This window comes from Pontibacter sp. H249, assembly GCF_037892465.1.
In the GTDB taxonomy this organism is placed as follows: Bacteria; Bacteroidota; Bacteroidia; order Cytophagales; family Hymenobacteraceae; genus Pontibacter.
In genome coordinates this window covers 101,154-125,586 of sequence record NZ_JBBKTR010000006.1, presented here as the reverse complement: position 1 = coordinate 125,586, position 24,433 = coordinate 101,154, and the positions used below count along the sequence as shown (strand labels likewise).

The window sequence follows — 24,433 nt, the reverse complement described above, 5'->3', positions numbered from 1 at the left end:
CGAATGACTACTTAATTCAGCTATTATGCCGTAATTTATACTTTTTTACGTGCTCTTGGTTTTGCCGCTGCAGCTTTTACTTTGCCCAAACGTACCTGCAGGAATACAGCATACATTAAAAGTATAAAACAAGCCACTGCCGTTATGGAGATCACTTTGTCTTTGCCATAACGCAGCTCTGATGATGACGCCAGCTGCTCTTCCAGCTCTTTGATTGTACGTTCACGTTTCTTTATCTGCGACTGCACCGTCTTTACCTGGCTTTGCAGGTTGGCAAACCGGGCATCTATGATACGTTGGTCTTCGCGAACGATTTTGCCTTCGCGTTGTAGTTCTACGGTACTGGCTGCAATTTTCTTTACACTGGCTTCTTTTACAGCAGCAATTAGTTCAGAGTCTTTGTTAATGATCTTTTTAAGCGTCTCGATGATGCTGAGCAGGTCGCTTTTAGATTTTTTACCCCAGAAGTTACTGTTTTGCTGGTTATAAAACTGATACTCCATTACCAACTGCTCACGCTCCTCCATCAGGCGAGTTAACTTGTCTTCCTGCACCTGTTGCTTTTCCTGTTCCTGCGCCTGCACACCTACAAAGCTTAAGCATAGCAAAGCGGCCACAAAAAATCTCTTCATCATACACTCCAATAAATAAGTCTCACAAACTAACACGCAAATATGGCCAATCTTATTGGATTAAGGCTTTACTTTTTTATCTGGTTTGTAAAAATACAGGATGAGAATAGGCAACAAGTATAAGTCTGCCAGCACAGCAAAAAGCAAGGTGAGGCTCACGAAAAAACCCACATACCAGGTTGCATCGAAGGTAGAAAGTATAAGCGTCATGAAGCCGCCCATCAAAATACAGGAGGTAATTATAATGGCCTTGCCTGCCGAAATAAACGTTCTTTTAATAGCGTAAGGCAAGGACCTGCCTGCTGCCAACTCCAGCTTAAGTTTACTCAGGAAATGTATGGTATCATCCACGGCAATACCAAAGGCAATGGTAAACACTATGGATACCGATACCGTCATGTTAACACCCATAAAGCCCATAATTCCCCCGATCATCAGCAGCGGAATAATATTAGGCACCAGCGAGATCAACACCATTCTGAAAGACCGGAAAATAACTCCGACAATTAATGCAATCACTCCAAAAGCGATCAACAGGCCCTGCATCATGTTTAGAGTTACATACTCGTTATTTTTGTCTAGTAGCAGGGCGCTTCCGGTAAGGCGGGCCTGGACGTGTTCTGAGTTTATACTTTGAGAAATAAAACTTCGGAGAGAATCATTCAGTACAGTTGCTTTAGCGCTTCCAATGTCGGTCATTTTGCCTGATAATCGTCCTTCGGTAGCGTCTGCTGTTACCACACTTCGGAGTTCGCTTCTGTTTTTAAAGGCTTGCAGACGTCGTTTTATACTTTGCAGTTGCTTCTCGTTATCTGGCAACTTATAAAACTGCTGTAATCCGCCGTTTTGTGCCCGGTTAATGGTTTTAACGATGGTAGCCGGGGAGGTAATAAAATTTAGACCATAAGTTGTGTAAAGGTAGTTTTCTATTTTTTCTAATTCCTGCAGCACTTCAAGATCATACATTGTTTGGCCTGAGGCGGCCACCAGGTGCATCTCAAACGGACGAACGCCTGAAAACTTATCTTCAAAATACTTAAAATCAAGTAATATTGGGTCATCGTCTCCCAGGTCCTCCAGCAGTGTAGTATCAACTTTAATGAGGCTAATGCCTACCAGGCTGATTATGGTTATCATGGCACTGGATAAAAGTATAATCCCGGGTTTACGGAACACGAAGATTAGCATGTTGCGCAACAGTACAGGCCAGGACAGGTTTGCCTTGCGCGCGTTTACTGGGTTTGGTTTTTTAATGAGCAATAGTATGGCCGGCAGTACTGAAAAGGCTAAGATATAAGCCAGTCCAATAGAAATTGCCGTAAACAAGCCGAAGTTGCGGATGGGCACAATTGCTGTAGTGAGCAAGGTTAAAAATCCAACTGCTGTAGTAACAGAGGTGAGCAAAGTAGCCAGACCAACTTCACGAATGGTTACTTTAAGCGCCTGCATTTTATCCGCCCCGTGGCTAATCTCGGTCATGTACCGCGACAGGATATGTATGACATCTGACATGCCTACTACAAACATGATCGTTGGCAAAAGTACCGTCATGATATCGATGGGTTTATCAAAAAGGCCCATCACACCCAAACTCCAAATTACAGAAAGCAGCACCACAACTAGCGGCACCAGCACGCCCCACAGTGTCCGGAAAGTGATCCAAAGAAAGATAATTACCAGCACAATGGAGGCTGACATAAAGATAGCCAACTCAATTTTCATCTTCTCTACAAATACAGACTGTGCAAGCGCCTTGCCAGCGGTATGATGTTCTGGAAAGTTTAACTCCTGCAGTTTAGCATTTACAGCAGCAATTAAAGTATCACTGGCTTGTTTACTTAAATTATCAGTTGTCTGCACAAATAGCGAAACAGAGGTGGCGTCTTCTGAAAAAAGGGTACCTACCAGCTCTTTTGACGAATAGATTTGCAAGGAGTCCTGCTCATATCGCTCCGGCTCCGGCACATGCAGGTAGGGTATCTCAAAATAACCAAAAGCCTCAAGAACGGGACTTTTAACGGTAGTAGGAGAGAGCACCGACTCTACGTTCGGCTGCCTTTGCAAATAGGAGGTAAGGCTATCTACTTTAGTCAGAAATTGCTGGTCAAAAAGGCTTTTTTGGTTGTCCAGGCCTATGAGCAAGTAGTCATTATCGTTGCCGAATTTATCGCGGTACTCGAAGTAGTATGTCAGGTCTGGATCACCTTTCGGGAAGAAGTTATCGAAGTTATAATCGAATTGTAGTCTGGAAGCAAAATAAATACTTAACGCTGTAAGTATGGTTACAACCAGCAATACCAAGTAGCTTATTTTTCTGTAATTCAAGATTATCTAATAACTGATGAAGATCATTTGGTGTAATGTACAACATTTGTACATTTACGAATCAGAAACTAAAGGTAATCTGTTTTGTTTAAACGATTTTAAAGCTCATACTCATGAAAAAAATATTTTTAACCCTTGCTTTAATTGGTATGTTAGGTTCGGCAGCACCTGCCATGGCCTGCGAAGGTGGTAAGTGTAAAATGGAGCATGCTGCCAAAGACGGTGGCAAGAAGAAAAAAGGTAAAAAAGCAGAGGCCAAGGCTGAGAGCTGCCATATGACGAAAGAAGCTACTGCTACAACTGGTACTGCTTCCAAATCTTGTTGCGCAAAGCCTGATGCTGCTAAAGCTGATGCTACAAAAGAAGTGAAGAAAGCGCAGTAGTTTATACTTTGCTAATAATTTTGGAAAAGCCTTTTGCCTGAGCAAGAGGCTTTTTTGTTTAGGTACATTATAGTTTCTGCTGCTACTTAAGTTAACGTTTTTCTGCCTTTCTATCGAGCTAAAGTCAATCCTTATACTTACCTGCCTACAGTTTCACCTTTGGCTTTGGTCAACAACTATGGAAAAGGTTACAAAGTATAAATTCCGTTTTGCTGGTACAGGTCGTGACATGTCAGCGAGATACCTGAGGCTATGAAACTATACTTCTGCTAAATCAAAGGCAGAAAGTTCTCCTTTGAAGGGGTATGTTAATTATGTACAGAAAATTCCCGCCTTGGCCAAAGAGAGACTAAAGGGGCGGTTAATCCCCGTTACTACAGCAAAAACTTCATTCTCAAGCTGCTAATTACACCAAACAAGAAAACATACTGCGTGTCTTTTAATCCTGCTGATACTCCTCTATCTTTAACCTCACAATTTTAAACGAGTAAAACCGCCATGAAGCAATATTTAGACTTAATGCAGCACATCCTAGACAACGGGGTGAAGAAGGAAGACAGAACAGGAACGGGTACGCTTAGCGTTTTTGGATACCAGATGCGCTTTAACCTGGCTGATGGTTTCCCGTTGGTGACAACAAAAAAGGTGCATCTTAAGTCTATCATTCATGAGTTGCTATGGTTCTTGAAGGGGGATACCAATATTTCTTATCTGAAAGAAAATGGCGTGAGCATCTGGGATGAATGGGCTGACGAAAATGGAAATCTGGGGCCGGTTTACGGTTCTCAATGGCGCAGCTGGCCAACACCCGATGGCCGCCACATCGACCAGATTACCCAGGTAGTAAATCAACTTAAAAACAACCCTGATTCACGTCGTATCATTGTGAGTGCCTGGAACGTGGCTGAGATCGAAAACATGAAGCTGCCGCCATGCCACGCTTTTTACCAGTTTTATGTAGCTGAAGGTAAATTGTCGTGCCAACTGTACCAGCGTTCTGCAGATGTATTTTTGGGTGTGCCGTTTAACATTGCTTCCTATGCCTTGCTGGTGCTGATGATGGCGCAGGTTACAGGACTGGAGCCAGGCGAATTTATCTGGACTGGCGGCGACACACATTTATACACTAACCACCTGGAGCAGGCGCAACTGCAACTTACCCGTGAACTGCGCGAATTGCCAACCATGCTGCTCAATCCAGAAGTGAAAGATATTTTTGACTTTAAATATGAGGATTTTGAACTGGTAAACTATAACCCGCATCCTGGTATAAAAGCGCCGGTGGCTGTGTAGCGATAGTCTTGCCTTTAATAATTTTAATATAAACTTGTTTGTATCATCACTCACTCTCTCACTTATTTCGTTAAACTTTACGCCTTAATACCAGTTTAAGAGTTTAAACCATATTTATAGAACTATGAAGTTTAAAGCTCTTTTATCAGCATTGGTTTTCCTGTTTATACTTCAGGTTAATGCCCAGCAAAAACAGAAGCCAAAACCGCAGCAAAAGCAGACTGCTATAGACCAGATCAAAACCGACAAAGGGGCGCTGCTGGTGCAGCCCATTACACATGGTTCGGTGGTGCTGAAATGGAACGGTAAGACGATTTATGTTGATCCTTACGGTGGTGCAGAAATGTACAAAGGCGTCAGCAAGCCAGATCTCATTCTTGTTACTGATATTCACGGCGATCACATGGACCCCAAAACGTTGGATGCTATCGAAACAAAGGGTATAAAAATGGTAGTGCCACAAGCTGTAGCAGACCAACTACCGGAAAAGTATAAAGCGCAAACTGTAGTTATTGGCAACGGAGAAAGTACAACCCAGCAAGACATAAAGATTGAAGGTATCCCAATGTATAATTTACCGGAAACTGAAGACTCTCGTCATCCGAAAGGTAGAGGCAATGGCTATATTTTAACTATGGGAGGCAAAAAAATATACTTATCCGGTGATACAGAAGATATACAAGAGATGCGTGAACTCCAAAACATTGACGTAGCCTTTGTTAGCATGAACCTCCCATACACGATGGATATCAACCAGGCAGCCAGCGCTGTGCTTGACTTCAAGCCAAAGATTGTTTACCCTTACCATTATCGCGGTACAGAAGGGCTGGCAGACGTAGCTTCTTTCAAGAAAATGGTAAATGAAAAAAATAAAAACATAGACGTGAGGCTGAGGGAGTGGTACCCACAACAGCAGAAAAAATAGAATTTAACATCAAGAGGCACAGGCTGTAGATCAACCTGTGCCTCTTTTGATTTTATGCAGCAAAATTAAATTTTACGTATCTACTGGGGTTAATTTATATCTACTTTTTTTCCTGTTCTGGCTGCTTCATAAATAGCCATCAGTATTTTAACATCTCGTAAGCCCATTTCTCCCGGAACTCTGGTTTCTTTGTTTTCAAGTATGCAAGCTGCAAAGTCATCCATCTGGCGTGCCTGCTGGTTTACATTTTTAATATTCATGGGCCCATCGCTGGTGCGGCCTTCAATGCCGGAGTAACTGAAGGATGGCTGCAACTCCCACCAACCTTTTTCTGCATTTGCATATAAACGGTTGCCTTGTTTATTGTAACTAGATCTACAATCAGCCAAAGCTCCGGTCGGAAATTCCATTTGCCAGTTAATTGTCTCCTCTACTTCATCAAAAAGTTTGGGTTTTGTTACTTTCCCGAATTTAACTGTAACAGCAGTTGGTGTCTGCCCTAAAGTATAAATTGCACCCTGCACACAGTAAATACCTAAGTCCATTAAAGGGCCACCACCAGCCAGCTTTTTATCAAGTCTCCAATTACCAAGGTTCTCAGGAATAACGAAACTGTCTGAGGCCTCAATTTTTCTTACCGCTCCATACACCTGTTGCTGGCCAAGCTCCATTACACGCTGGTGGTGCGGCTCAAAGTGCAGACGATATCCAATAGATAACTTCACATTATTCCGGTTACAGGCGTCTATCATGCGCTTGCAATCCTCCACAGACGTAGCCATAGGCTTTTCGCAGATCACGTGCTTCCCGGTTTCTGCGGCTTTAATGGTATACTCTGCATGCATGCCATTGGGGAGTACAATGTAAATGATGTCTATGTCCGGGTTTTCCCGAATCTGGTCGATGGTTTTATAGTTGTAGATGTTCTTGTCTGGGATGTTGTACTTTTTCTTCCAGGTCGCTGCTTTGGAGGGAGTTCCTGTTACGATTCCGGCCAGGTAACAATTTTGCGTTTCCTGTAAGGCAGGAGCAAGTTGGCTGGAGCTGTATTCTCCGAGACCAACCAGCGCAATACCGAGTTTTTTATTTTGAGCGCTTTGCTCCGCTTCTGATGCACCCTCTTTATTCCCTGTTTGGCAGGCACTCAGAGAGGCAAATGGCAACCCAAAAGCAGTTGCTCCAACAGCAATTGAAATACCTTTTATAAATCGACGGCGGTCTTGAAAATAGATTGTATTGAGTTTTTTCATAGGTGCAGCAGTAAAATGGCCTTAAAGGTTATAAGTGATTTGCTTCTAAAGGTTTAACCTCATAAACAAATAGAAAACCCTTAATCCGCTGCCTTTATGTGGTGCATCAAAAAGTATAAATGTGATGGTAACCTGTTATAGGCAAAATTGTGCAGCTGTTATATATGAGGTGCAGCATCTGTAACACACTGAGCACCTGTTCGGATATTAAATGTATAGAGTAGTAGCTTGTACTATAGCCCTAGTTCTAAACTAAGTTTTTTTAGAAAAGTATCATTCTCGCGCAGCGGTTCTCCAGCTATACTTTTTATACTTCTGATTGCTGTCACATTAGCAGCAAAAATAGCATCAGCCTCTCTTAAGCGTTCTGGAGTAAAGTATGCCTCCCTCACTTTTATACTTTGGATGCTGCACCACCGAAGCATGTTGCGTCTGGCTATCCCATTCACGCAACCTGTATCTAGGGCAGGAGTAAAAAGTTTACCATTCAGTAACCAGAATATATTTGAAGATATAAGTTCGGCCACCATACCCTGCGGGTTTAGCAGTAGCAAATCGTCATGGTCTGTTTGCTTTTTCTCATTAGCAGCCAGTACATAAATTGGTGCATTGGGACCCTTAAAATGGGAGAGAGGTGAGTAGATTGTTTTTATACTTTGACAAATGCCTATACTTATACTTTCTGTAGTACCTGCTGCTGTAGGTTGGACTGTAGCAAGCCATTCAACAGTTTTCACTTCCGGGGTATAAAGTCCTGCGCCGGCACGCCATACTTTTAGCTTTAAACGGCCATACTTTACAGCCTGGTTTTGTTCTGCCAGTTGTAGCAGTTGTTGCTCAAAAGCTGCTTTGGTAAAGTATACAGGCAACTCTAACTTCAGGCTGGCAGCAGCTTCCTGCATCCTTGCCAGGTGGTCCTGCCAGAAACGCAGCTTACCGTCCACTACCATTACCGTCTCAAAAAAGCCATCGTTGTACTGGAAAGCCCGGTTCGAAACTGGCAATTTCAGGTCCTCCTCAAGTATAGACTGGCCGTTGTAGAGCAGCATTTAATTTAGTTAAGAGTTGAGAGTTTAAAGTTAAGAGTTTTTGATTGTTGGTTGCTAATTAACTTGAGCTGGTATATGCATAGTTCATGAATTTTCATCTGTTAGTGTGAACCCACCCCTAACCCCTCCGAGGAGGGGAATTACATGCACGAGTAATATTCCCCTCCTCGGAGGGGTTAGGGGTGGGTTGATCAGCAGCAGAAAAGTATCACAACTAAAGTTAGTTATCACCTACGGCTCGAAAGTGAATGCATCACCCTTAACTTATAAGCGCAAACTTCTTCCCCGGTTTGGCTTTAACTATTCCTTTAAACTCCAGCCCTAACAGCACAGATGCCAGCATACTTACCGGAATCTGCGACTTCCAGCTCAGGTTATCCATTTGCTCTTCGCCGTTTTGCTGCAGCACTTGTAATACCTTTAGCTCATCTTCTGTAAACTCTGCAGGATCAAAGGCTGGTGTTGTAGCTTTTTTAGCAGCGGCTTCGTCTTGCAGGTCCCAATTGAGCAGCTCCACCAGATCCTGCACCGAAGTATAAGCCACTGCCTTAAGAGATTTAATAAGATGGTTTGTACCTTCTGAGACGGGAGAAGTAATATTACCGGGTACAGCCATTACTTCCTTGTCGTAGCCATGTGCCAGGTCGGCTGTAATTAAGGTACCGCTTTTAAGTGCAGCTTCCACAACAATGGTACAATCCGACATGCCGGCGATGATGCGGTTACGTGCCGGGAAACGTGGCGCATCAGGTCTTGTACCGAAGGAATTTTCGGTGAGCAGTCCGCCCTGGGTTAGCATGCGCTCGGCATACTTTCGGTGTACGGCAGGGTAAACAGTTTCGGGTCCGCTGGCCATAACCCCAATAGTTTGCAAACCAACCTGAAGCGCAGCCCTGTGGGCAACCACATCCACGCCGTAAGCCAATCCACTTACGATTAATGCGTTGTATGGCTTCAGGCTTTCGATGATCTTTTCGGTAACTGACGTGCCGTAGTTTGTAATTTGCCTGGTGCCAACAATACTTATAATGCGGCGCTGGTTCAGGTTGCCATTGCCTCTAAAGTATAAAAGGGCAGGGGCATCGGCTACTTGCTTCAGTCTGTCGGGGTACTTTGGCGAAGTATAGAACAGCAGTTGCACATCCTGGGCTTCGGCCTGTTTTACAATTTCCTCGGCCTGGTAAAGTGCCTGTTTACTGCCTTCAAGTATATTCTTCAGCGATACAGTGCCAACTCCCGGAATCTTACTCAGTTTAGCAGCATTGGCTTCGAATACAGCTTTAGGTGAGCCACAATAACTCACCAGCTGGCGCGTCAGTTGCGTGCCAACCCCGGGCAATTTTGTGATAGCTACTTCGTATAAATGCTGCTCCTCTACCATATGGTAAAGAACTTACGTAGCTTTTATTCTTTGGTGTTCAACTGTGATTTAATTCCTACCAGAAAAGCCTTTACTTTCTCCAGCGACTCGATGATCTCAATCTTGTCTTTGGTCTGTACAGACTTATTCTTAAGTACCTCTTTGGCACCCTGTATAGTATAGCCGCGCTCTTTTACCAAGTGGTAGATGGTGCGAAGGGTTTCAATATCTTTGGCAGTGTACTGGCGGTTACCTTTCTTGTTCTTTTTTGGGCTAAGCTGTTCAAATTCAGTCTCCCAGAAACGAATAAGCGAGGCGGCTACGTCAAACATTTCGGCTACTTCGCCGATGGTATAGTACTGCTTTTCTATTTCTCTTTCTTTATAAGGCATGGCTATGGTTCTGTTAAAGTATGGCACCTGTGTAATTTTCGCGCAGATGCTACTGAATAAGGCTAAAATATGCTACTTTTGCCTTAAATGTGCTTTTTGAGCTTCACAAAATCAGTGTGTTTCTCTACAGCAAAAATTCTATATTTTTTGTTATTAAACAACAAGTATAGCCATAAGTATCTAAAGGCCTAATAATCATACATGAACTCAGCTGAGATTAGACAAAAGTTCCTGGATTTCTTCGCTTCCAAGCAACACCAGATCGTGCCTTCGGCTCCGATCGTGGTAAAAGACGACCCAACCCTGATGTTTATTAACTCGGGCATGGCGCCATTCAAAGACTACTTTCTGGGCAACAAACCTGCCCCTAACAAGCGTATCGCCGACACACAGAAATGCCTTCGCGTAAGCGGCAAGCACAACGACCTGGAAGAAGTAGGTTACGACACCTACCACCATACCATGTTCGAAATGCTGGGTAACTGGTCGTTTGGCGATTACTTTAAGAAAGAGGCGCTGGAGTGGTCGTGGGAACTGCTGACGGAAGTATATGGTCTGCCTAAAGACAGGCTGTATGTTTCGGTTTTCCAGGGCGATGAGTCTGAGAACCTGCCAATGGACCAGGATGCCTTTAACATCTGGAAAAGTATGATCGCTGAGGATCGTATCCTGATGGGCTCTAAGAAGGATAACTTCTGGGAGATGGGTGATACAGGCCCGTGCGGCCCGTGCTCGGAGATACACGTGGATTTGCGTACAGACGAAGAACGTGCACAGGTGGACGGTAAGTCTTTAGTGAATAACGATCACCCGCAGGTTGTAGAGATCTGGAATAACGTATTTATGGAGTTCAACCGCCTGGCAGATGGCTCGCTGGTAAAACTGCCTGCGCAGCATGTAGATACAGGAATGGGCTTCGAGCGTTTGTGTATGGCTATCCAGGGCAAACGTTCTAACTACGATACCGATGTTTTCCAGCCGCTGATACAGTATGTGGCCAAAGAGGCAGGCGTAACCTATGGCGAGAACGAGAAAACAGACATTGCCATCCGTGTAATTTCTGATCACATCCGTGCCATTGCCTTTACCATTGCCGACGGTCAGTTACCATCAAATAACAAGGCTGGTTATGTGATCCGCCGTATACTTCGTCGTGCGGTTCGTTACGGCTTTACCTTCCTTGACTTCAAGAAACCATTCCTGTATAAACTGGCAGCTGTGCTGGCAGACCAGATGGCACATGTATTCCCGGAGCTGAAGCAGCAACTGGGCTTTGTACAGCGTGTGATAGAGGAGGAAGAAAATGCTTTCCTGCGTACCCTGGAGAACGGCCTGAAGCGACTTGACGCCTTAGAGGAAAGCTTTAAGCAGAACAATAACACAATCGACGGCAAAACAGCTTTCGAACTTTACGATACCTTTGGTTTCCCGCTTGACCTGACTGCCCTGATTGCCCGTGAAAAAGGCTTTACAGTAGACGAGGCAGGCTTTGGCGTAGAGATGGAGCAGCAGAAGAACCGTTCGCGCAACGCCTCTGCCACCGAGCAAACCGACTGGGTTATACTTCAGCCGGATGTGGTGAATGAGTTTATTGGCTACGATTGCGATACATCGGCCTCACACATTGTGCGCTACCGCCAGGTAAAGACTAAGAACAAAAGCGAGTATCACCTGGTGCTGGATAAAACCCCTTTCTATGCAGAAAGCGGCGGACAGGTAGGTGATACTGGTTACCTGATCTCTGATAGCGAGCAAATTGAGGTGCTGGATACGAAAAAAGAGAACGATCTTATACTTCATATCACAGCTAAACTGCCGCAGCATGTAGAGGCCGGTTTCAGAGCTGAGATTAATGCGGAGCGTCGTAACATGATCCGTAGAAACCACTCTGCTACACACTTACTGCATGCTGCTTTAAGGTCTGCTTTAGGTGAGCACGTACAGCAGCGCGGTTCCTTGGTAAACGAAAAACTACTCCGTTTCGACTTCTCACACTTTGCTAAGATAGAGGAGGCTGAACTTCGCCAGATCGAGCACATGGTAAATAAGCGTGTGCGTGAGTCTATACCTTTGGAGGAGAGTCGTAACGTGCCAATAGAGGAAGCGAAGAAATTGGGAGCGATGGCACTGTTCGGCGAAAAGTATGGCGATTTTGTGCGTGTGATCTCTTTTGGTCAGGATCATTCTGTAGAACTGTGCGGCGGTACGCACGTGCTGAATACCGGCAATATTGGCTACTTCAAGATCGTATCAGAAAGCTCTGTAGCAGCTGGTGTGCGTCGTATAGAAGCTATTTCCGGTGACGCAGCAGAAGACTACATGCAGCAGCAAGTTAACGAACTGAATGCGGTACGCGAAGTGCTCAACACGCAAAGCAATGTATCAGGGGCAGTAGAGAAACTACAAGACGATTACAAAGCGCTACAGAAGCAATTGGAGCAATTTGAGTTAAAGCAACTAGGCACCCTGAAAGATACGCTGGCACAAAATGCACAGCAACTGAATGGCATAAACCTGGTGGCTGAGAAAGTAGATGTTAGCTCTTCTGACTACTTAAAGAAACTGGCTTTTGATATGCGACAGGTAGTAGATAACTTAGTACTTGTACTTGCCGCTGAGATTGACGGGAAACCACAAATTGCAGTAATGCTATCTGATAACTTAGTATCTGAAAAGAACATGAACGCCAGCCAGATGGTACGCGAACTTGCCAAAGAGATACAAGGCGGCGGAGGTGGTCAGCCATTTTATGCCACAGCCGGCGGTAAGAATTCTGCTGGTCTGGCCGCAGTGCCTGGTAAAGCAGTGGAACTTGTTAAAAGCTTATTATAAAATTTATGAGTGTGGAAGTGCAAAGATATAATGCTAAGTGGTTTTATAAATTCATAGTATATTTATTTGGCACATCGATATTTCTAGGACTAGCAGCTAGAGTATTTGCTCTTGATAGTGATTGGTTTAAATTACTCGTGTCTGCTCCATCAATGCTCGTATTTATTTTGGCCCCTTTTGGTTTATACTTTGCTTTAAGGCAGTATTTGCAAAATGGAAGAAATGCTGGTAAAGAAATATTTTATATTTCGGTGCTGGCACTTTTAAGCTTACTTGGTGTTACTGCACTTACAATACTTATATTTGATTTAGTATAATTAAAGTATGAACAGTTTAAAATTCATGCTATAATTATAAAGCTATAAGAAAACCATATAATGGATAAAGAGATAAGAGATAAATATCAGGCAATTATTGGTCTGGAAGTACACGCACAACTGTTAACAGATAGTAAGGCTTACTCATCTGACTCTACAGAGTATGGCATGATGCCGAACACGAACCTGACTGCCATAACCCTTGGCCATCCAGGTACGTTGCCACGCGTGAACAAGAAAGTAGTAGAGATGGCTGCTAAAATGGGTATCGCTACTAACTGCGAAATTACGCGCCACAATATTTATGCACGTAAAAACTACTTCTATCCCGATCTGCCGAAAGGATACCAGATCACGCAAGATAAAACGCCTATCTGTACCAACGGCCATATCGATATCAAAGACGCTGAAGGAAATGATAAGCGCATAGGTATTACCCGCATCCACATGGAGGAAGATGCCGGTAAATCGATGCACTTACCAGGTGAGATCGAAACACTGGTTGACTTTAACCGTGCCGGTGTGCCTCTTATCGAGATCGTTTCGGAGCCAGATATCCGCGACTCTGTAGAAGCCTACAATTACCTGATAGAGATCAAACGCCTGGTGAAATACCTGGATATTTGCGACGGTAACATGGAAGAAGGCTCGCTGCGTTGCGACGCCAACATCTCTGTTATGCTGAAGGATTCTCCGCTGTGGGGTACGAAGGTAGAGGTAAAGAACATGAACTCGTTCCGTAATGTGCAGCGTGCCATTGAGCATGAGATTGAGCGCCAGATTATGGTGCTGGAGAACGGCGAAAAGGTAGGAGGCGAAACACGTAACTTTGATGCCAATACAGGCTCTACAACAGCCATGCGTTCTAAGGAAACCATGAACGATTACCGTTACTTCCCTGAGCCGGACCTGCAACCACTGGTAATTGAGCAGGAGTGGCTTGAAAGTGTAAAAGCATCGATGCCAAGTTTGCCACAGGTGCTATACAATCGTTTTGTGAACGAATTGGGCCTGCCGGAGTATGATGCCGCTGTACTAACTGATGCAAAAGAGATCGCTTTATACTTTGAGGAACTTTGTAAAGAGACCACCAACTATAAAGCTGCTTCTAACTGGATGATGGGGCCTGTAAAGTCTTATCTGAACGAATTGCAGCTACATATTAACGATTTCCCGCTGGCGCCTGAACAAATTGCCCAGATAATTTCGTTAGTAGATGGAAACAAGGTTAGCCACTCAATTGCCTCTAAACAAATTTTCCCGTACATGCTCGAGCATCCTGAAACTACTGCACAACAAGTAGCGGAGGAGCAAAACTTATTACAGGATTCTAATACTGATGAGTTAGCACAAATCGTTAAGGAAATACTGGCTGCTAACCCTGCAAAGGTAGAAGAGTATAAAGCCGGAAAACAGTCGCTAATCGGGATGTTTATGGGTGAGATTATGAAGAAGACAAAAGGCAAAGCAGATCCTAAAGTGGCTAACCAATTATTGCAAGCTGGATTAAATGCCTAAAATTAGATCTATGAAATTTAATAAAATAGTTATTGCCGCATCTGCAGCAGCTTTAATGGCCGCTTGTCAAGGCAAAGAAACTACTTCTAACGAAACAAGTGGCTATGTTGTCGAGGGTAAATTTGAAAATGCCACCGCAGGTCCGGTTTATTTATTTGAGTTGGATGAGCAGCAGTTTGTACCACGTGATACTGCCCAAATAGGCGCTGACGGTACCTTTACATTTACTGGTAACGTGGATGAGCCCACTTTTTACCGCATTGCTACAGATCAGCAGAACGGATTGATGGTTGTGTTGGATAGTGGTAAGATTAAAGTTAATGCTGATGCAAAAGACCTGAATGGTACGGTTAAAATTGAAGGCTCAGAAGAGTCTACGTTGTTTCAGGAGCTAAATAAGCTGGTGAATGAAAACCGTGCAAAGCAAATGGAATTGGAGCAGCGCTTTAACCAAGCAATGCAAAATGATCAGGAGGAAGAAGCTGAGAAGATCCGCCAGGAGTTTATGGCTATGCAAAAGGAAACTAAAAAATTCCTAGCGCAGCACCCTGCTTCTGTGGTGTCAGCTTTCGGTACAGCTAGTTTGATTGACCCGATAAATGACTTTGCTTTTGCTGATAGTATGGCTAACCTGTACACGCAGAATATTCCAAATTCTCAGTACACTAAGAGACTTAATGATCGCCTGAAGCCATTGCGTTCTACATCTGTTGGCCAAATGGCTCCAGATATTTCACTGCCTACACCAAATGGTGCAACTAAATCACTGTCTTCTTTGCGCGGAAAATATGTGTTAATTGACTTCTGGGCTAGTTGGTGCGGACCATGCCGTGTAGAAAATCCCAATGTGGTTAAAATGTACAACAAGTATAAAGGCAAAGGCTTCGAAATATTTGGTGTATCCTTAGACCAGAACAGAGAGAAGTGGTTAGGTGCTATCGAGAAAGACAAGCTAACCTGGCCGCATGTTTCTGACTTAAAAGGATGGGAAAGCAGTGCCGCCGTACTTTATAACGTTACAGCAATCCCACAGACTGTATTAATTGATCCGGATGGTAAAATTATAGCCAAAGGTTTAAGAGGTGCGGAGTTGGAGGCTAAATTAGCCACATTGCTGCAGTAAAAAATTAAGACTAAAATATCTAGCAAGTATAAAAAGAGAGCGGCCTTTCACAATTGAAAGGCCGCTCTCTTTTTATTAATTAACTTAATCGAGATTTATCATTTAAAGCTTTAGGTCAGAGGTAAAAATTTGCTTTTAGGAATTACTATTCCTAGAAACCTACTGAAACTTAATTATCGATTAAATACCTTTTGCAAAGCACCCCAGAGCTGCTTCTTATGATCTACATCGTGCTCTAGCATGGCAAGTGCCTGAGAGAAAATTACAGGAACTTTGCCAACCAACACCGGATTATAAAGTGTGAATTTATCGTGTGGCAGATCGGTATCAAGGCGGCTGGCAAAGCTGATTATATAGTTTACCTGCAATTCCTGCTGCATATCCTCAAATCTCGCAATAGCACCAGATACATTGTTTAAATAAGCTACATCCGTAGGCATTAAACCGATTGCGCCTAATATTTTGTTCAGGAACTCCAAATGTGGCAGCTTTAAAAATTGCTCTTCTGGTAGCGTTACAAGTATAACTACACCTTTTCTGTTATCACCTATAGTTTTATACTTACCTGGAGTAGTAGCAGCTTCGGATTTAGGAAACTTAGGTAGGGTAGGAGTAGGTTTAGGTTTGTGTTGAGAAGGAGGAACAGGAGACTCCTCTTTTAGAGTTGCTGCTGCCTCAGCAGCTGCAACTGGAGCTTCAGGCGTAGCTTCCGCTATTTCAGGTAAAGCAGGTAGAGACGCAGCTATATCTCCATCTATCAAATAAATAGTTTCGGAAATAAAGTTCTTTAAAAACTCGCTACTTAGTTTATCTGCCTGTAACCCTGTCATACTTTCTTATCCTTCTGCGCCTTCTTTAATATCGAAAATAGAGCGTAGCTCATTTGCCTCGCTTGGCTTCATTCGTCCGGCTAATACCAGTCGCAGCTGACGGCGGCGAAGGGCTCCATCGTATAACCTAATCTCTTCTTCTGTTTCCGGTAAAGCTTCAGGCACATCAATTGGGTTGCCCAACTGGTCTACGGCCACAAAGGTGAAGAATGCCTGGTTTGATTTTACCTTTTTACCGCTTGGAATATCCTCGGCATATACTACAATGTGCACCTCCATTGAGGAGTTAAAAGCACGGGTAACTTTAGCTTCCAAGGTTACAACATTGCCTAGTTTTATACTTTCAGAGAAAGATACGTTATCTACCGATGCGGTTACCACAATGCGGTTAGAGTGTTTCTGCGCAGCAATAGCCGACACAATGTCCATCCAATGCATCATGCGGCCACCCATTAAGTTGTGAAGTGTATTGGTATCGTTTGGCAATACCAGTTCCGTCATGATAACGTAAGAATCCTGTACTTTTTTCTGTTTACGCATTACAATTATGCTTTTTTTGATGGCACAAAGATACGCCGCATTGAGCAAAGCATAAAATATACTTTTGGTGATGGCCTAAAAAAGGCTGCTTCTACTTCAAACTTAACGATTTGTTAAACTTGCTGGCGTAGCCGCTCTTCTCCAGAAATAAAGTATAATCTTTAATATCCAGGATATCTTTTATTGCCTGCTTCTTATTGCGTGCATTTTTGTAATAGGCTTCACAAATTTTATAGCCCAAAATATCCTAAGTCAGCTGGTCTTTCTTTACTGTCCAGGCCATTGTAAAGCCAGTTGCTTACGTCCGTGCCGTGCATTTCATCTTTAAACTGAAGCCACAGTTTATGCTCATGTTTATTGCCATAGGCGTACACATGCTCGTTTATGCTGCTTTTAGTAACTAACTCTCCCACAAAATCTGCAGCACCTTCGCCTATACTTCTTTTCAAAAGCGTTTCCTCAGTTCCATCGTAGCCTTTTTGTAAAACATGCACCATTTCATGCAGCACTATCACATCAATAGCCTCTATTGGTCTTAATACTGATTTAAGCCATGGGCTGAGTTCCTCTTTAGGTGTATCTGGGTAATAGCCAAACATATCTACCCCAACAATTGGATCCTGCTTAATGGTACCTGCAGAGTTTAAAGCCCCAATTACAAAGTATACTTTAGGGATATCGGTTTCCGGGTATAGCCGCTTTAGCCGTTTATAGTGCTTATCCAGGCGGGGTATGATCTGGTCTAGTTTGGAAGTATGGTTGCGGAGATAAGTGTAGTAATTGCGGTGCTTGCTAATAGTTTTCTGGAGGTATTTACCACTGGATATTCGGCCTTGCATAAACTGCTCTACTCCCGGAGAGGCTTTAGCTATATACTCCTGTTCAAGTATGGCAATAGAGTCTTCTTTGGTTTGTGCCTGCTGTAGTCTATCAAAAGCTTGCCAGAATAGGGTTACATCAGAATAAATAGCCTCAAACTGTTGTTGAGCCTTGCAAACGGAAATACAACAAAATATAAGTGCTAGTGCAATAAGCGTTTTTTTCATGGTTCTGCAGCTTTTTTTTTGATAAAGACAAGCCACATGAACTATGGTTGCACTCTTACGCTAGTTTTAACATCAGAACTTCTCAGATTCCCAACCGGACTTACCGAGCAAAGGCACAAATTTAAAACTGGTAAATTCTTCTTGGGTAAATTCATTTGGCTCTACTCGCGTTATGCGCAACATTTTCTGGCTACTCTCGCTACCCACAGGTATAACCAGGCAACCACCTACATTTAGTTGTTGCACAAGGGCCTTAGGTACACCCGGAGCACCGGCTGTTACAATTATTTTATCGTAGGGTGCGTGTTGAGGCAAGCCTAAAGAACCATCGCCGTGGAAAGTGTGTGGTTTTAAACCATACTTTTTAAAGAACAGCAATGATTTTTCGTAAAGGGCACGGTTATACTCTATAGTATACACCTGAGGAGTAATCTGAAGTAATACAGTGCATTGGTATCCAGAGCCAGTGCCAATCTCTAGCACCTTATCGGTAGGCTTTAGCTGCAGCAGCTCCGTTTGGAAAGCAACAGTGTAAGGCTGAGAAATAGTCTGCCCTTCGCCGATGGGGAAAGCCTTGTCTTGGTATGCCTGCTCCACAAAAGCTTTATCAAAAAAGAAATGACGAGGCACAGTACCAATGGCAGCCAACACACGTTCGTCGCGTATGCCTTTTTCGCGCAGTTGGTTTACTAATGCACGGCGCATGCCACGGTGTCTGTATGAGTCTGTCTGCATTTTCTCTGTTGTAATGTTAGGTACTAAGGTTACTTTAATGCCTTACTTTTATCTTACTTGCTCGGGATAAAAAAGGATTTGTATGCGAAAATAAGCAACTGAAGTATAAATCGGACATTAAAAATTTAGGAAGTGCACCAAAAAGGGACTAAAGCTGTAAATTTGAAGTATAAACCAGAAGCAAAACCATGTTTACAGGAATAATAGAGGCACTAGGCCAGGTTACCGATATACGAGAAGAGAACACAAACAAGCACTTTACTCTCACCGGCCCCTTTACCCAAGAACTGAAGATTGACCAGAGCCTTGCTCATAATGGCGTATGTCTTACTGTAGTTAGTATAAACGAAGATAAATACACCGTTACTGCCATTGATGAAACGTTAAAGAAGACTAACCTGAATAGCTTAAAAGTAGGAGATAAGGTAAACTTAGAGCGTTGCATGCAGGCTAATGGGCGCTTTGATGGACACGTAGTACAGGGCCATGTAGACCAGACCGGCTTTTGTGAATCTGTGGTAGATGAAAATGGTAGCTGGATTTTTACCTTTCGGTATGACCCAAGTTTAGGTAATGTAACCGTTGAAAAAGGCTCTATCTGTGTAAACGGCATCAGTTTAACCGTTTTCAACTCTAAAGAAAATGCTTTTTCAGTTGCTATTATACCTTATACATATGAGCACACTAACCTGCACCAAGTAAAGCCAGGCGACATGGTAAATCTTGAGTTTGACATCATTGGAAAGTATGTAGCTCGTTTGTTAGGGAAGTAACTATTAAAGAGTGGGTGAGTTGGGTGGATTTATGGTTGATGCAAAAGCTGTATTTACAGAAATGCAGTTCAATTGTTCACTCATCCTCTCATTCAGAATCAATCGTCGGCTTATTCAATTATCAGCGTGTGATAGGTAACTCCATAGCCGCCCCAGATGCCCAAACCACCAATAATATTAGAGCGGGTGGTATTAGGTGAACCAATGGGGCTGCCGTTGCTGTTTTGTTCGCTTTCTAAAGTATTCCAAAAACGAAAATGCGCCAGGTCTATGGCTGCCCAGCGAACTGTAACGGTATCGCCACGACCAAAATAGCCATATAGATCTTCGTTGATTTCTGCTTGACCTTTAGGTTCGCCTCTGTCAAGTGGGAAAGTAATGCTGCTGCCGTTTATCAGTTCATCATTAAAAACAGAACCAAACAAGCCAGGATAGTAAGGTTCAGAGTTACGTTTGGTAAAGTAGCGAACGCTGTTTCCTAGCGTATCTGGATCTGCATAGCGGTACAGGAGTATTTTAAGGCTGTCCTGTTCAGGTTTGGGATGAGGGGCTGTCGATAACGCGGCTATTGGGTTTAAGTTTGGAATGGTTGTAGTGGCTGTTAGTACCTCACCCTGATAGCTTATACGCAGGTTATAACTTTTGCCAATATCACCTTTTAGTGCATCCGTGGTATATACATAAAATGGAAAGCCGCTTGCACCGTTCAACAAATTAACGGGTAGTCCAAATTGGGTTGCTACCTGCTGCTTAAGTTCTTCTGTAAAGGAGGCTGAACTGATTTCCTGCAAAGTATAAGCTTGCCCGCTTGTACTCACCGTTATCTGTGCATCATGCACAAAAGCATTTTGTAAGGTTTCGAATGATACATTCGCAAATACAGGAACAGATTTGGTAAGTATGACAATAGGCGGAGCACCTTGCTCTATGTGACCCTCTACTACCAATTGCTCTTTGCCTTCAGGTATATCAATAGTTATACTTTCTTCGCAACTAGATAAAAGCAGCAAACTCAACATTAGCAGTATAACGTGTGTGTTTTTCATATCATTTCCAGCTAAAGTTCCAGGTTACAGAGGGCAGCGGAAAAGGAATGATAGATACTTTTTTTGCCTGTAGTCTTATATCTTCGCTGTAAGGTTCACCCTCGTTATCAATGTAGTATAAAAACGGATTGCGGCGGCCATACACGTTGTAGATGGAGAAAGTAAAGCTGTTTTGGATGTTTTTATACTTTCTGCCTTCTAAGGTAGCAGCCAGATCAAGGCGGTGTGTGGGTTCCATTCTAAAGCTGTTCCTATCGCCGTACTGGTACACTACATTACCTTCAATGGCATAGCGCCTAACTGGCATGGTGGTTGCCTGCCCGGTACCGTAAACAAAAGTGCCACCAAATGTCCATCTTTTATTGAGTTTATAGTTGGCGACCACAGAAAGGTCGTGGCGGCGATCGAAACGGGCAGGAAAGGTAGTTCCTTGGTTTAAGTCAGGAAATTGCCGTGTGGTGCGCGACAAAGTATAACCAATCCAGCCCTGCAGATCGCCGAAATTCTTGCGCAAAAACAGTTCCACACCATACGACTCGCCGCTACCACTAACAAACTCATACTCTAAATCGCGGTTACTTGGCCCTACAGCATACCCTTCGCGGTACTCTAGCTGGTTTTCCATTGTTTTGTAGTATACTTCTAAAGAGCCTTCGTACTGGTTCTCTTTTATGCTCCTAAAGTAACCTAGCGCGTATTGTGTGGCACGTTGCGGCTCTACAATAGCAGAACTAGGCACCCACACATCCAACGGCAACGTAGTATAGGCATTAGATACTAGGTGCAGATACTGTGCAGATTGCGCAAAGGCTGCCTTAACAGAGGATTTGCTGTTTAAAGTATAGCGTATGGCAGCGCGCGGCTCCAAATTGTGAAAATCCTTTACTGTTGAGCTGCCGCTGAAGTACGTTGAATCCACTACCTGTTCGTTTTGGTTAAACTCATAAAAACTAAATGGGCCAACTTGTACAAAGTGGCTGCTTCTTAGGCCAAGGCTTAGCAACAGTTTATCCGTCAGGTTCCAGTCATCAGAAATATAAAAGGCAGTTTCGTGGGCATACTTCGAGTTAATTCGAGACGTTTGAAATGCGTCACCTTCTACACCCTCTGCCTCTCCGGTTCTAGGTTTAAGGGTGTGGTAAGTATAGTGCATGCCATACTTTATGTTGTGCCTAACATTAGGAGTATAGTCAAAATCGAGGTTAAAGCTGTAGTCTCGAACGCCGGTTTGCAGAACAGTTGTATAACCGCCATAATCCCATGTAAACTCAAAGTCATAGTTACTAAGTAGGGCAGAGGCATCCATAAACAACTTATCACTGAATATATGGTTCCAACGGGCAGTAGCACTGGCATTTCCCCAGTAAAAATCAGCTTCGAACCTGCCATCGTTTAGGCGTAAGGTACCTTTATCGCGACCATAATAACCACTAAGGTAAAGCCTGTCTTTTTGGGATAAAGTATAGGTAAGCTTCCCGTTCAGGTCGTAAAAAAAATAGGGTACACCACCTTGGTCGGTGTTTTTAAGAAATGGTTCGGTCAGTACATCTATATACGTTCTGCGACCTGAAAGTATAAAGGATGCTTTCTCTTTAGCAATAGGACCTTGCAAGGTAAGGCGTGATGCAATTAACCCTACACCGCCAGCTGCGCTATAATCAGTCATGCTGCCATCCTTCATTTCTACATCAAGCACCGACGAAAGCCTGCCTCCATACCTGGCCGGCATGTTTCCTTTAAAGAGGGTAGTATTTTCGATGGCATCGCTGTTAAATACCGAGAAAAAGTTGAGAAGATGCCCCGGGTTATAGATCGTTGCCTTGTCTAGCAGCACCAGGTTTTGGTCGGAACCGCCGCCACGAACGTAATAACCAGTGTTTCCTTCGCCTCCCGATTGTACACCCGGCATTAGCTGTACCGTTTTTAAAATATCAGTCTCACCGAAAAGAACAGGCAAAGTTTTAATGGTTTCCAGGGGAATATCAATCTGGCCCATGGTAGCTGTCTGGGTCATAGGTAGCTGTCGGGTGCCAATAACTTCCACTTCTTGTACACCATAAGCTTTAGTGGATAGCCGTATAGTAAGCTGCTTGTTATTGCTAAGTACCAGCTGCTGCTCCAGATCATTGTAGCCAATGTAGCGGCTTATTAATGTATAGGTGCCAGCCGGTGCAGTAAAAGTATACCTGCCAGTAGCATCTGTTACAGCGCCAGCGCTGGGGCGTTCTTTTAGAAATAAAGAAGCACCAGCCAGAGCCTCGCCAGATTGCGCATCTAGCACCCGACCCGACAAAGTATAAAGTTGCTGGGCAACCGACCTGTTAGCCGTTACCAACAATATAGCTGTTAGTATAAAAGTATAGAGATGTATGCGCAAAGTACAAGCCTTTGATGAACACAAAGGAAACAACACTTCGTGTGAAAGGTTTAACGTACTAACTGGGGATATTTGTTTAGTAAAATATTATAACCCAGCGAGCACACATATGCCAGGAAAGAACCCAATAACGCACCGCCAATTATGTCTCCTGGGTAATGTACCCCAAGGTAAATACGACTATACGATACGATAACAGCCCACGCCACTAGCACAATCTTAAAAATAAAATACCTGTCGGAAAGTATAAGATTGAAGAAAACAGCCAGGGCAAAGCTGGTAGACGCATGCGACGACATAAAGCCAAATTGCCCGCCACAGCCTTCTACTATATTCACGAATTCTGCTAACGAGGGGTCGTGGCAGGGGCGCAGGCGCAGAAAGTATGGTTTAAAGATGCCGGATGCAACAAAGTCTGCCAGACCAATAGCCACAATCGCCATACCCAGCATAGCCATACTTTGTTTGCGGTAACGCCACACCAAGTAAGCTATTAAGCCTAAGTAAAATGGTATCCAGAAATACTTATTAGATACCAGAACCATAATGGTATCCCAAAAAGGGCTCTGTATGTCGTTTAGATAAAGAAAAACATCCTTATCCAGTTGCTCTAATGTTTCCATAAAGGCTTACTGCACCTGCAGCCAGTCAATGTCTTTTTTCAGGTATTGCTGGGTTTTTTCTTCTGCACTGCCAGCTTCAGGTATAAAATTATAATGCCAGGAAGCATGGGTTGGCAAACTCATCAATATGGATTCGATTCTTCCTTTAGTAAGTAAACCAAACTTAGTGCCTCGATCATATACTAAGTTAAACTCCACATAGCGCCCCCTACGGATTAGTTGCCACTGCTTTTCCTTCTCGCCGTATGGCAAATCTCGGTTTTGGTTGATGATACTTGTATAAAAAGGTATGAAGGCATAAGCTACATCGTGCACAAATGCCAATCTGTCTTCCATACTTATTTCATCGGTAGCCATCAGCCTGTCGAAGAAGATACCGCCCACTCCACGAGTTTCTTCGCGGTGCTCGTTGTAGAAGTAATCATCGGCCCATTTTTTAAATTCTGGATAATAGCTTGGGTGGTGCTTATCACAAACGGTTTTCATTTGTTCATGAAATTCCCGTGCCTGTTTAAGGTCCAGATAAATAGGAGTGAGATCAATACCGCCGCCAAACCAGGCCTGACCGTTACCGGCCTCAAAATAGCGTACGTTCATGTGCGTAATGGGCACCATCGGGCTATGTGGATGCATTACCACCGAAACGCCTGTCGCAAAGTATGCAGGGTCGGGCATTTGCAGCATTTTCAGGAACTGGGGAGATAACTCACCTTGAACAGCAGAAAAATTTACACCTCCTTTTTCCAACACAGCGCCGTTTTCGATTACGCGTGATATTCCGCCGCCACCCCCTTCGTGCTGCCACTCATCAGCAGTAAACCTGGCACCACCGTCGCAATCTTCTAAAGCCTGATACAGGTCTTTCTGGAACTGGCGCATAAACGCCTCAACTTTATCTCTGAACATAATTTTTAGACAAAAGAATATTTGACAAAAGACAAAGGATTCTTAAGTACTGTATAATCCAATGTATTAACTAAAGTCATACTTTTAAGGTAAAAGAGCTACAAATCAATTCTTGATTGAATCAGCATGGACAAAGAGAACTTCATTCAACTAATAAG

General features: G+C 43.6%; 22 protein-coding genes. 8 read left to right on the top strand and 14 right to left on the bottom strand.

The window, feature by feature from the left end; genetic code table 11:
* Nucleotides 1-35: 35 nt before the first annotated feature.
* Both WG943_RS09890 and WG943_RS09885 read right to left on the bottom strand, forming a co-directional pair.
* Nucleotides 36-635 (bottom strand): hypothetical protein, encoded by a 600-nt coding sequence (locus WG943_RS09890; RefSeq protein ID WP_340408611.1) that lies wholly within the window; start codon nt 633-635, stop codon nt 36-38.
* Between the two features lie 57 nt (nt 636-692).
* Complete coding sequence (locus WG943_RS09885) at nt 693-2,957, bottom strand: efflux RND transporter permease subunit (protein ID WP_340408609.1); 2,265 nt, start codon at nt 2,955-2,957, stop codon at nt 693-695.
* Nucleotides 2,958-3,070: 113 nt separating this feature from the next.
* Between WG943_RS09885 and WG943_RS09880 the strand changes: the two genes are divergently transcribed.
* The 3 genes from WG943_RS09880 to WG943_RS09870 all read left to right on the top strand — a co-directional run bounded on the left by WG943_RS09880 (nt 3,071) and on the right by WG943_RS09870 (nt 5,558).
* Entirely contained in the window at nt 3,071-3,340 is a 270-nt protein-coding gene (locus tag WG943_RS09880; RefSeq protein WP_340408608.1) for a hypothetical protein, read from the top strand.
* 498 nt (nt 3,341-3,838) lie between these two features.
* Nucleotides 3,839-4,633, top strand: a complete 795-nt coding sequence (locus tag WG943_RS09875; RefSeq protein WP_340408607.1) for a thymidylate synthase — start codon at nt 3,839-3,841, stop codon at nt 4,631-4,633.
* 124 nt (nt 4,634-4,757) lie between these two features.
* Entirely contained in the window at nt 4,758-5,558 is an 801-nt protein-coding gene (locus WG943_RS09870; RefSeq protein WP_340408605.1) for an MBL fold metallo-hydrolase, read from the top strand.
* Between the two features lie 89 nt (nt 5,559-5,647).
* Here WG943_RS09870 and WG943_RS09865 read toward each other — a convergent pair whose 3' ends face one another.
* The 4 genes from WG943_RS09865 to WG943_RS09850 all read right to left on the bottom strand — a co-directional run bounded on the left by WG943_RS09865 (nt 5,648) and on the right by WG943_RS09850 (nt 9,609).
* A complete protein-coding gene (locus WG943_RS09865) occupies nt 5,648-6,808 on the bottom strand; it encodes a Gfo/Idh/MocA family protein (protein ID WP_340408603.1) in 1,161 nt (386 codons plus the stop codon).
* Between the two features lie 233 nt (nt 6,809-7,041).
* On the bottom strand, nt 7,042-7,857 hold the full coding sequence (locus WG943_RS09860) for an aminotransferase class IV (protein WP_340408601.1): 816 nt from the start codon (nt 7,855-7,857) through the stop codon (nt 7,042-7,044).
* Between the two features lie 259 nt (nt 7,858-8,116).
* Nucleotides 8,117-9,238: a DNA-processing protein DprA gene (dprA, locus tag WG943_RS09855; RefSeq protein ID WP_340408599.1), complete on the bottom strand. Its 1,122-nt coding sequence runs from the start codon at nt 9,236-9,238 to the stop codon at nt 8,117-8,119.
* Between the two features lie 23 nt (nt 9,239-9,261).
* Nucleotides 9,262-9,609: a MerR family transcriptional regulator gene (locus WG943_RS09850; protein ID WP_340408598.1), complete on the bottom strand. Its 348-nt coding sequence runs from the start codon at nt 9,607-9,609 to the stop codon at nt 9,262-9,264.
* A gap of 201 nt (nt 9,610-9,810) precedes the next feature.
* On the opposite strand from WG943_RS09850, the gene alaS reads away from it, so the two are divergent.
* From alaS to WG943_RS09830, 4 genes are read left to right on the top strand one after another with little or no spacing between them, the layout of a single operon-like run.
* On the top strand, nt 9,811-12,441 hold the full coding sequence (gene alaS, locus WG943_RS09845; RefSeq protein ID WP_340408596.1) for an alanine--tRNA ligase: 2,631 nt from the start codon (nt 9,811-9,813) through the stop codon (nt 12,439-12,441).
* A gap of 11 nt (nt 12,442-12,452) precedes the next feature.
* Nucleotides 12,453-12,758 (top strand): hypothetical protein, encoded by a 306-nt coding sequence (locus WG943_RS09840; protein WP_340408594.1) that lies wholly within the window; start codon nt 12,453-12,455, stop codon nt 12,756-12,758.
* Nucleotides 12,759-12,818: 60 nt separating this feature from the next.
* Nucleotides 12,819-14,276: an Asp-tRNA(Asn)/Glu-tRNA(Gln) amidotransferase subunit GatB gene (gatB, locus tag WG943_RS09835; RefSeq protein WP_340408593.1), complete on the top strand. Its 1,458-nt coding sequence runs from the start codon at nt 12,819-12,821 to the stop codon at nt 14,274-14,276.
* Between the two features lie 10 nt (nt 14,277-14,286).
* On the top strand, nt 14,287-15,399 hold the full coding sequence (locus WG943_RS09830) for a TlpA disulfide reductase family protein (RefSeq protein ID WP_340408592.1): 1,113 nt from the start codon (nt 14,287-14,289) through the stop codon (nt 15,397-15,399).
* 173 nt (nt 15,400-15,572) lie between these two features.
* Here the strand turns inward: WG943_RS09830 and WG943_RS09825 are convergent, their stop codons facing one another.
* The 4 genes from WG943_RS09825 to WG943_RS09810 all read right to left on the bottom strand — a co-directional run bounded on the left by WG943_RS09825 (nt 15,573) and on the right by WG943_RS09810 (nt 18,550).
* Nucleotides 15,573-16,229 carry a hypothetical protein gene (locus tag WG943_RS09825; RefSeq protein WP_340408591.1) on the bottom strand — a complete coding sequence of 219 codons (657 nt, stop codon included), beginning with the start codon at nt 16,227-16,229 and terminating at the stop codon, nt 15,573-15,575.
* Between the two features lie 6 nt (nt 16,230-16,235).
* Nucleotides 16,236-16,769: an acyl-CoA thioesterase gene (locus WG943_RS09820; RefSeq protein WP_219878955.1), complete on the bottom strand. Its 534-nt coding sequence runs from the start codon at nt 16,767-16,769 to the stop codon at nt 16,236-16,238.
* Between the two features lie 230 nt (nt 16,770-16,999).
* The gene (locus WG943_RS09815; RefSeq protein ID WP_340408589.1) at nt 17,000-17,815 is read right to left on the bottom strand and encodes a gliding motility protein GldB-related protein; all 816 of its coding nucleotides are present in this window, start codon (nt 17,813-17,815) and stop codon (nt 17,000-17,002) included.
* Between the two features lie 72 nt (nt 17,816-17,887).
* Nucleotides 17,888-18,550 carry a protein-L-isoaspartate(D-aspartate) O-methyltransferase gene (locus WG943_RS09810; RefSeq protein WP_340408587.1) on the bottom strand — a complete coding sequence of 221 codons (663 nt, stop codon included), beginning with the start codon at nt 18,548-18,550 and terminating at the stop codon, nt 17,888-17,890.
* A 188-nt stretch (nt 18,551-18,738) separates the two neighbouring features.
* Between WG943_RS09810 and WG943_RS09805 the strand changes: the two genes are divergently transcribed.
* A complete protein-coding gene (locus WG943_RS09805; protein ID WP_340408586.1) occupies nt 18,739-19,323 on the top strand; it encodes a riboflavin synthase in 585 nt (194 codons plus the stop codon).
* Nucleotides 19,324-19,433: 110 nt separating this feature from the next.
* On the opposite strand, the gene WG943_RS09800 is transcribed toward WG943_RS09805, so the two are convergent.
* From WG943_RS09800 to hemF, 4 genes are read right to left on the bottom strand one after another with little or no spacing between them, the layout of a single operon-like run.
* Entirely contained in the window at nt 19,434-20,369 is a 936-nt protein-coding gene (locus WG943_RS09800) for a DUF4249 family protein (RefSeq protein ID WP_340408585.1), read from the bottom strand.
* Between the two features lies 1 nt (nt 20,370).
* Nucleotides 20,371-22,746, bottom strand: a complete 2,376-nt coding sequence (locus tag WG943_RS09795) for a TonB-dependent receptor (RefSeq protein ID WP_340408584.1) — start codon at nt 22,744-22,746, stop codon at nt 20,371-20,373.
* A gap of 50 nt (nt 22,747-22,796) precedes the next feature.
* Nucleotides 22,797-23,369 carry a phosphatase PAP2 family protein gene (locus WG943_RS09790; protein WP_340408582.1) on the bottom strand — a complete coding sequence of 191 codons (573 nt, stop codon included), beginning with the start codon at nt 23,367-23,369 and terminating at the stop codon, nt 22,797-22,799.
* A 6-nt stretch (nt 23,370-23,375) separates the two neighbouring features.
* Nucleotides 23,376-24,275, bottom strand: coding sequence for an oxygen-dependent coproporphyrinogen oxidase (gene hemF, locus WG943_RS09785; protein ID WP_340408580.1), 900 nt, complete (start codon nt 24,273-24,275; stop codon nt 23,376-23,378).
* Nucleotides 24,276-24,433 lie beyond the last annotated feature (158 nt).

Bases quoted from the DNA above. Each gene is read 5' to 3' on its own strand.
- WG943_RS09890 (WP_340408611.1), bottom strand. From the start codon at position 635: ATGATGAAGAGATTTTTTGTGGCCGCTTTGCTATGCTTAAGCTTTGTA.
- WG943_RS09880 (WP_340408608.1), top strand. From the start codon at position 3,071: ATGAAAAAAATATTTTTAACCCTTGCTTTAATTGGTATGTTAGGTTCG.
- WG943_RS09875 (WP_340408607.1), top strand. From the start codon at position 3,839: ATGAAGCAATATTTAGACTTAATGCAGCACATCCTAGACAACGGGGTG.
- WG943_RS09870 (WP_340408605.1), top strand. From the start codon at position 4,758: ATGAAGTTTAAAGCTCTTTTATCAGCATTGGTTTTCCTGTTTATACTT.
- WG943_RS09865 (WP_340408603.1), bottom strand. From the start codon at position 6,808: ATGAAAAAACTCAATACAATCTATTTTCAAGACCGCCGTCGATTTATA.
- WG943_RS09860 (WP_340408601.1), bottom strand. From the start codon at position 7,857: ATGCTGCTCTACAACGGCCAGTCTATACTTGAGGAGGACCTGAAATTG.
- dprA (WP_340408599.1), bottom strand. From the start codon at position 9,238: ATGGTAGAGGAGCAGCATTTATACGAAGTAGCTATCACAAAATTGCCC.
- WG943_RS09850 (WP_340408598.1), bottom strand. From the start codon at position 9,609: ATGCCTTATAAAGAAAGAGAAATAGAAAAGCAGTACTATACCATCGGC.
- alaS (WP_340408596.1), top strand. From the start codon at position 9,811: ATGAACTCAGCTGAGATTAGACAAAAGTTCCTGGATTTCTTCGCTTCC.
- gatB (WP_340408593.1), top strand. From the start codon at position 12,819: ATGGATAAAGAGATAAGAGATAAATATCAGGCAATTATTGGTCTGGAA.
- WG943_RS09830 (WP_340408592.1), top strand. From the start codon at position 14,287: ATGAAATTTAATAAAATAGTTATTGCCGCATCTGCAGCAGCTTTAATG.
- WG943_RS09825 (WP_340408591.1), bottom strand. From the start codon at position 16,229: ATGACAGGGTTACAGGCAGATAAACTAAGTAGCGAGTTTTTAAAGAAC.
- WG943_RS09820 (WP_219878955.1), bottom strand. From the start codon at position 16,769: ATGCGTAAACAGAAAAAAGTACAGGATTCTTACGTTATCATGACGGAA.
- WG943_RS09815 (WP_340408589.1), bottom strand. From the start codon at position 17,815: ATGAAAAAAACGCTTATTGCACTAGCACTTATATTTTGTTGTATTTCC.
- WG943_RS09810 (WP_340408587.1), bottom strand. From the start codon at position 18,550: ATGCAGACAGACTCATACAGACACCGTGGCATGCGCCGTGCATTAGTA.
- WG943_RS09805 (WP_340408586.1), top strand. From the start codon at position 18,739: ATGTTTACAGGAATAATAGAGGCACTAGGCCAGGTTACCGATATACGA.
- WG943_RS09800 (WP_340408585.1), bottom strand. From the start codon at position 20,369: ATGAAAAACACACACGTTATACTGCTAATGTTGAGTTTGCTGCTTTTA.
- WG943_RS09790 (WP_340408582.1), bottom strand. From the start codon at position 23,369: ATGGAAACATTAGAGCAACTGGATAAGGATGTTTTTCTTTATCTAAAC.
- hemF (WP_340408580.1), bottom strand. From the start codon at position 24,275: ATGTTCAGAGATAAAGTTGAGGCGTTTATGCGCCAGTTCCAGAAAGAC.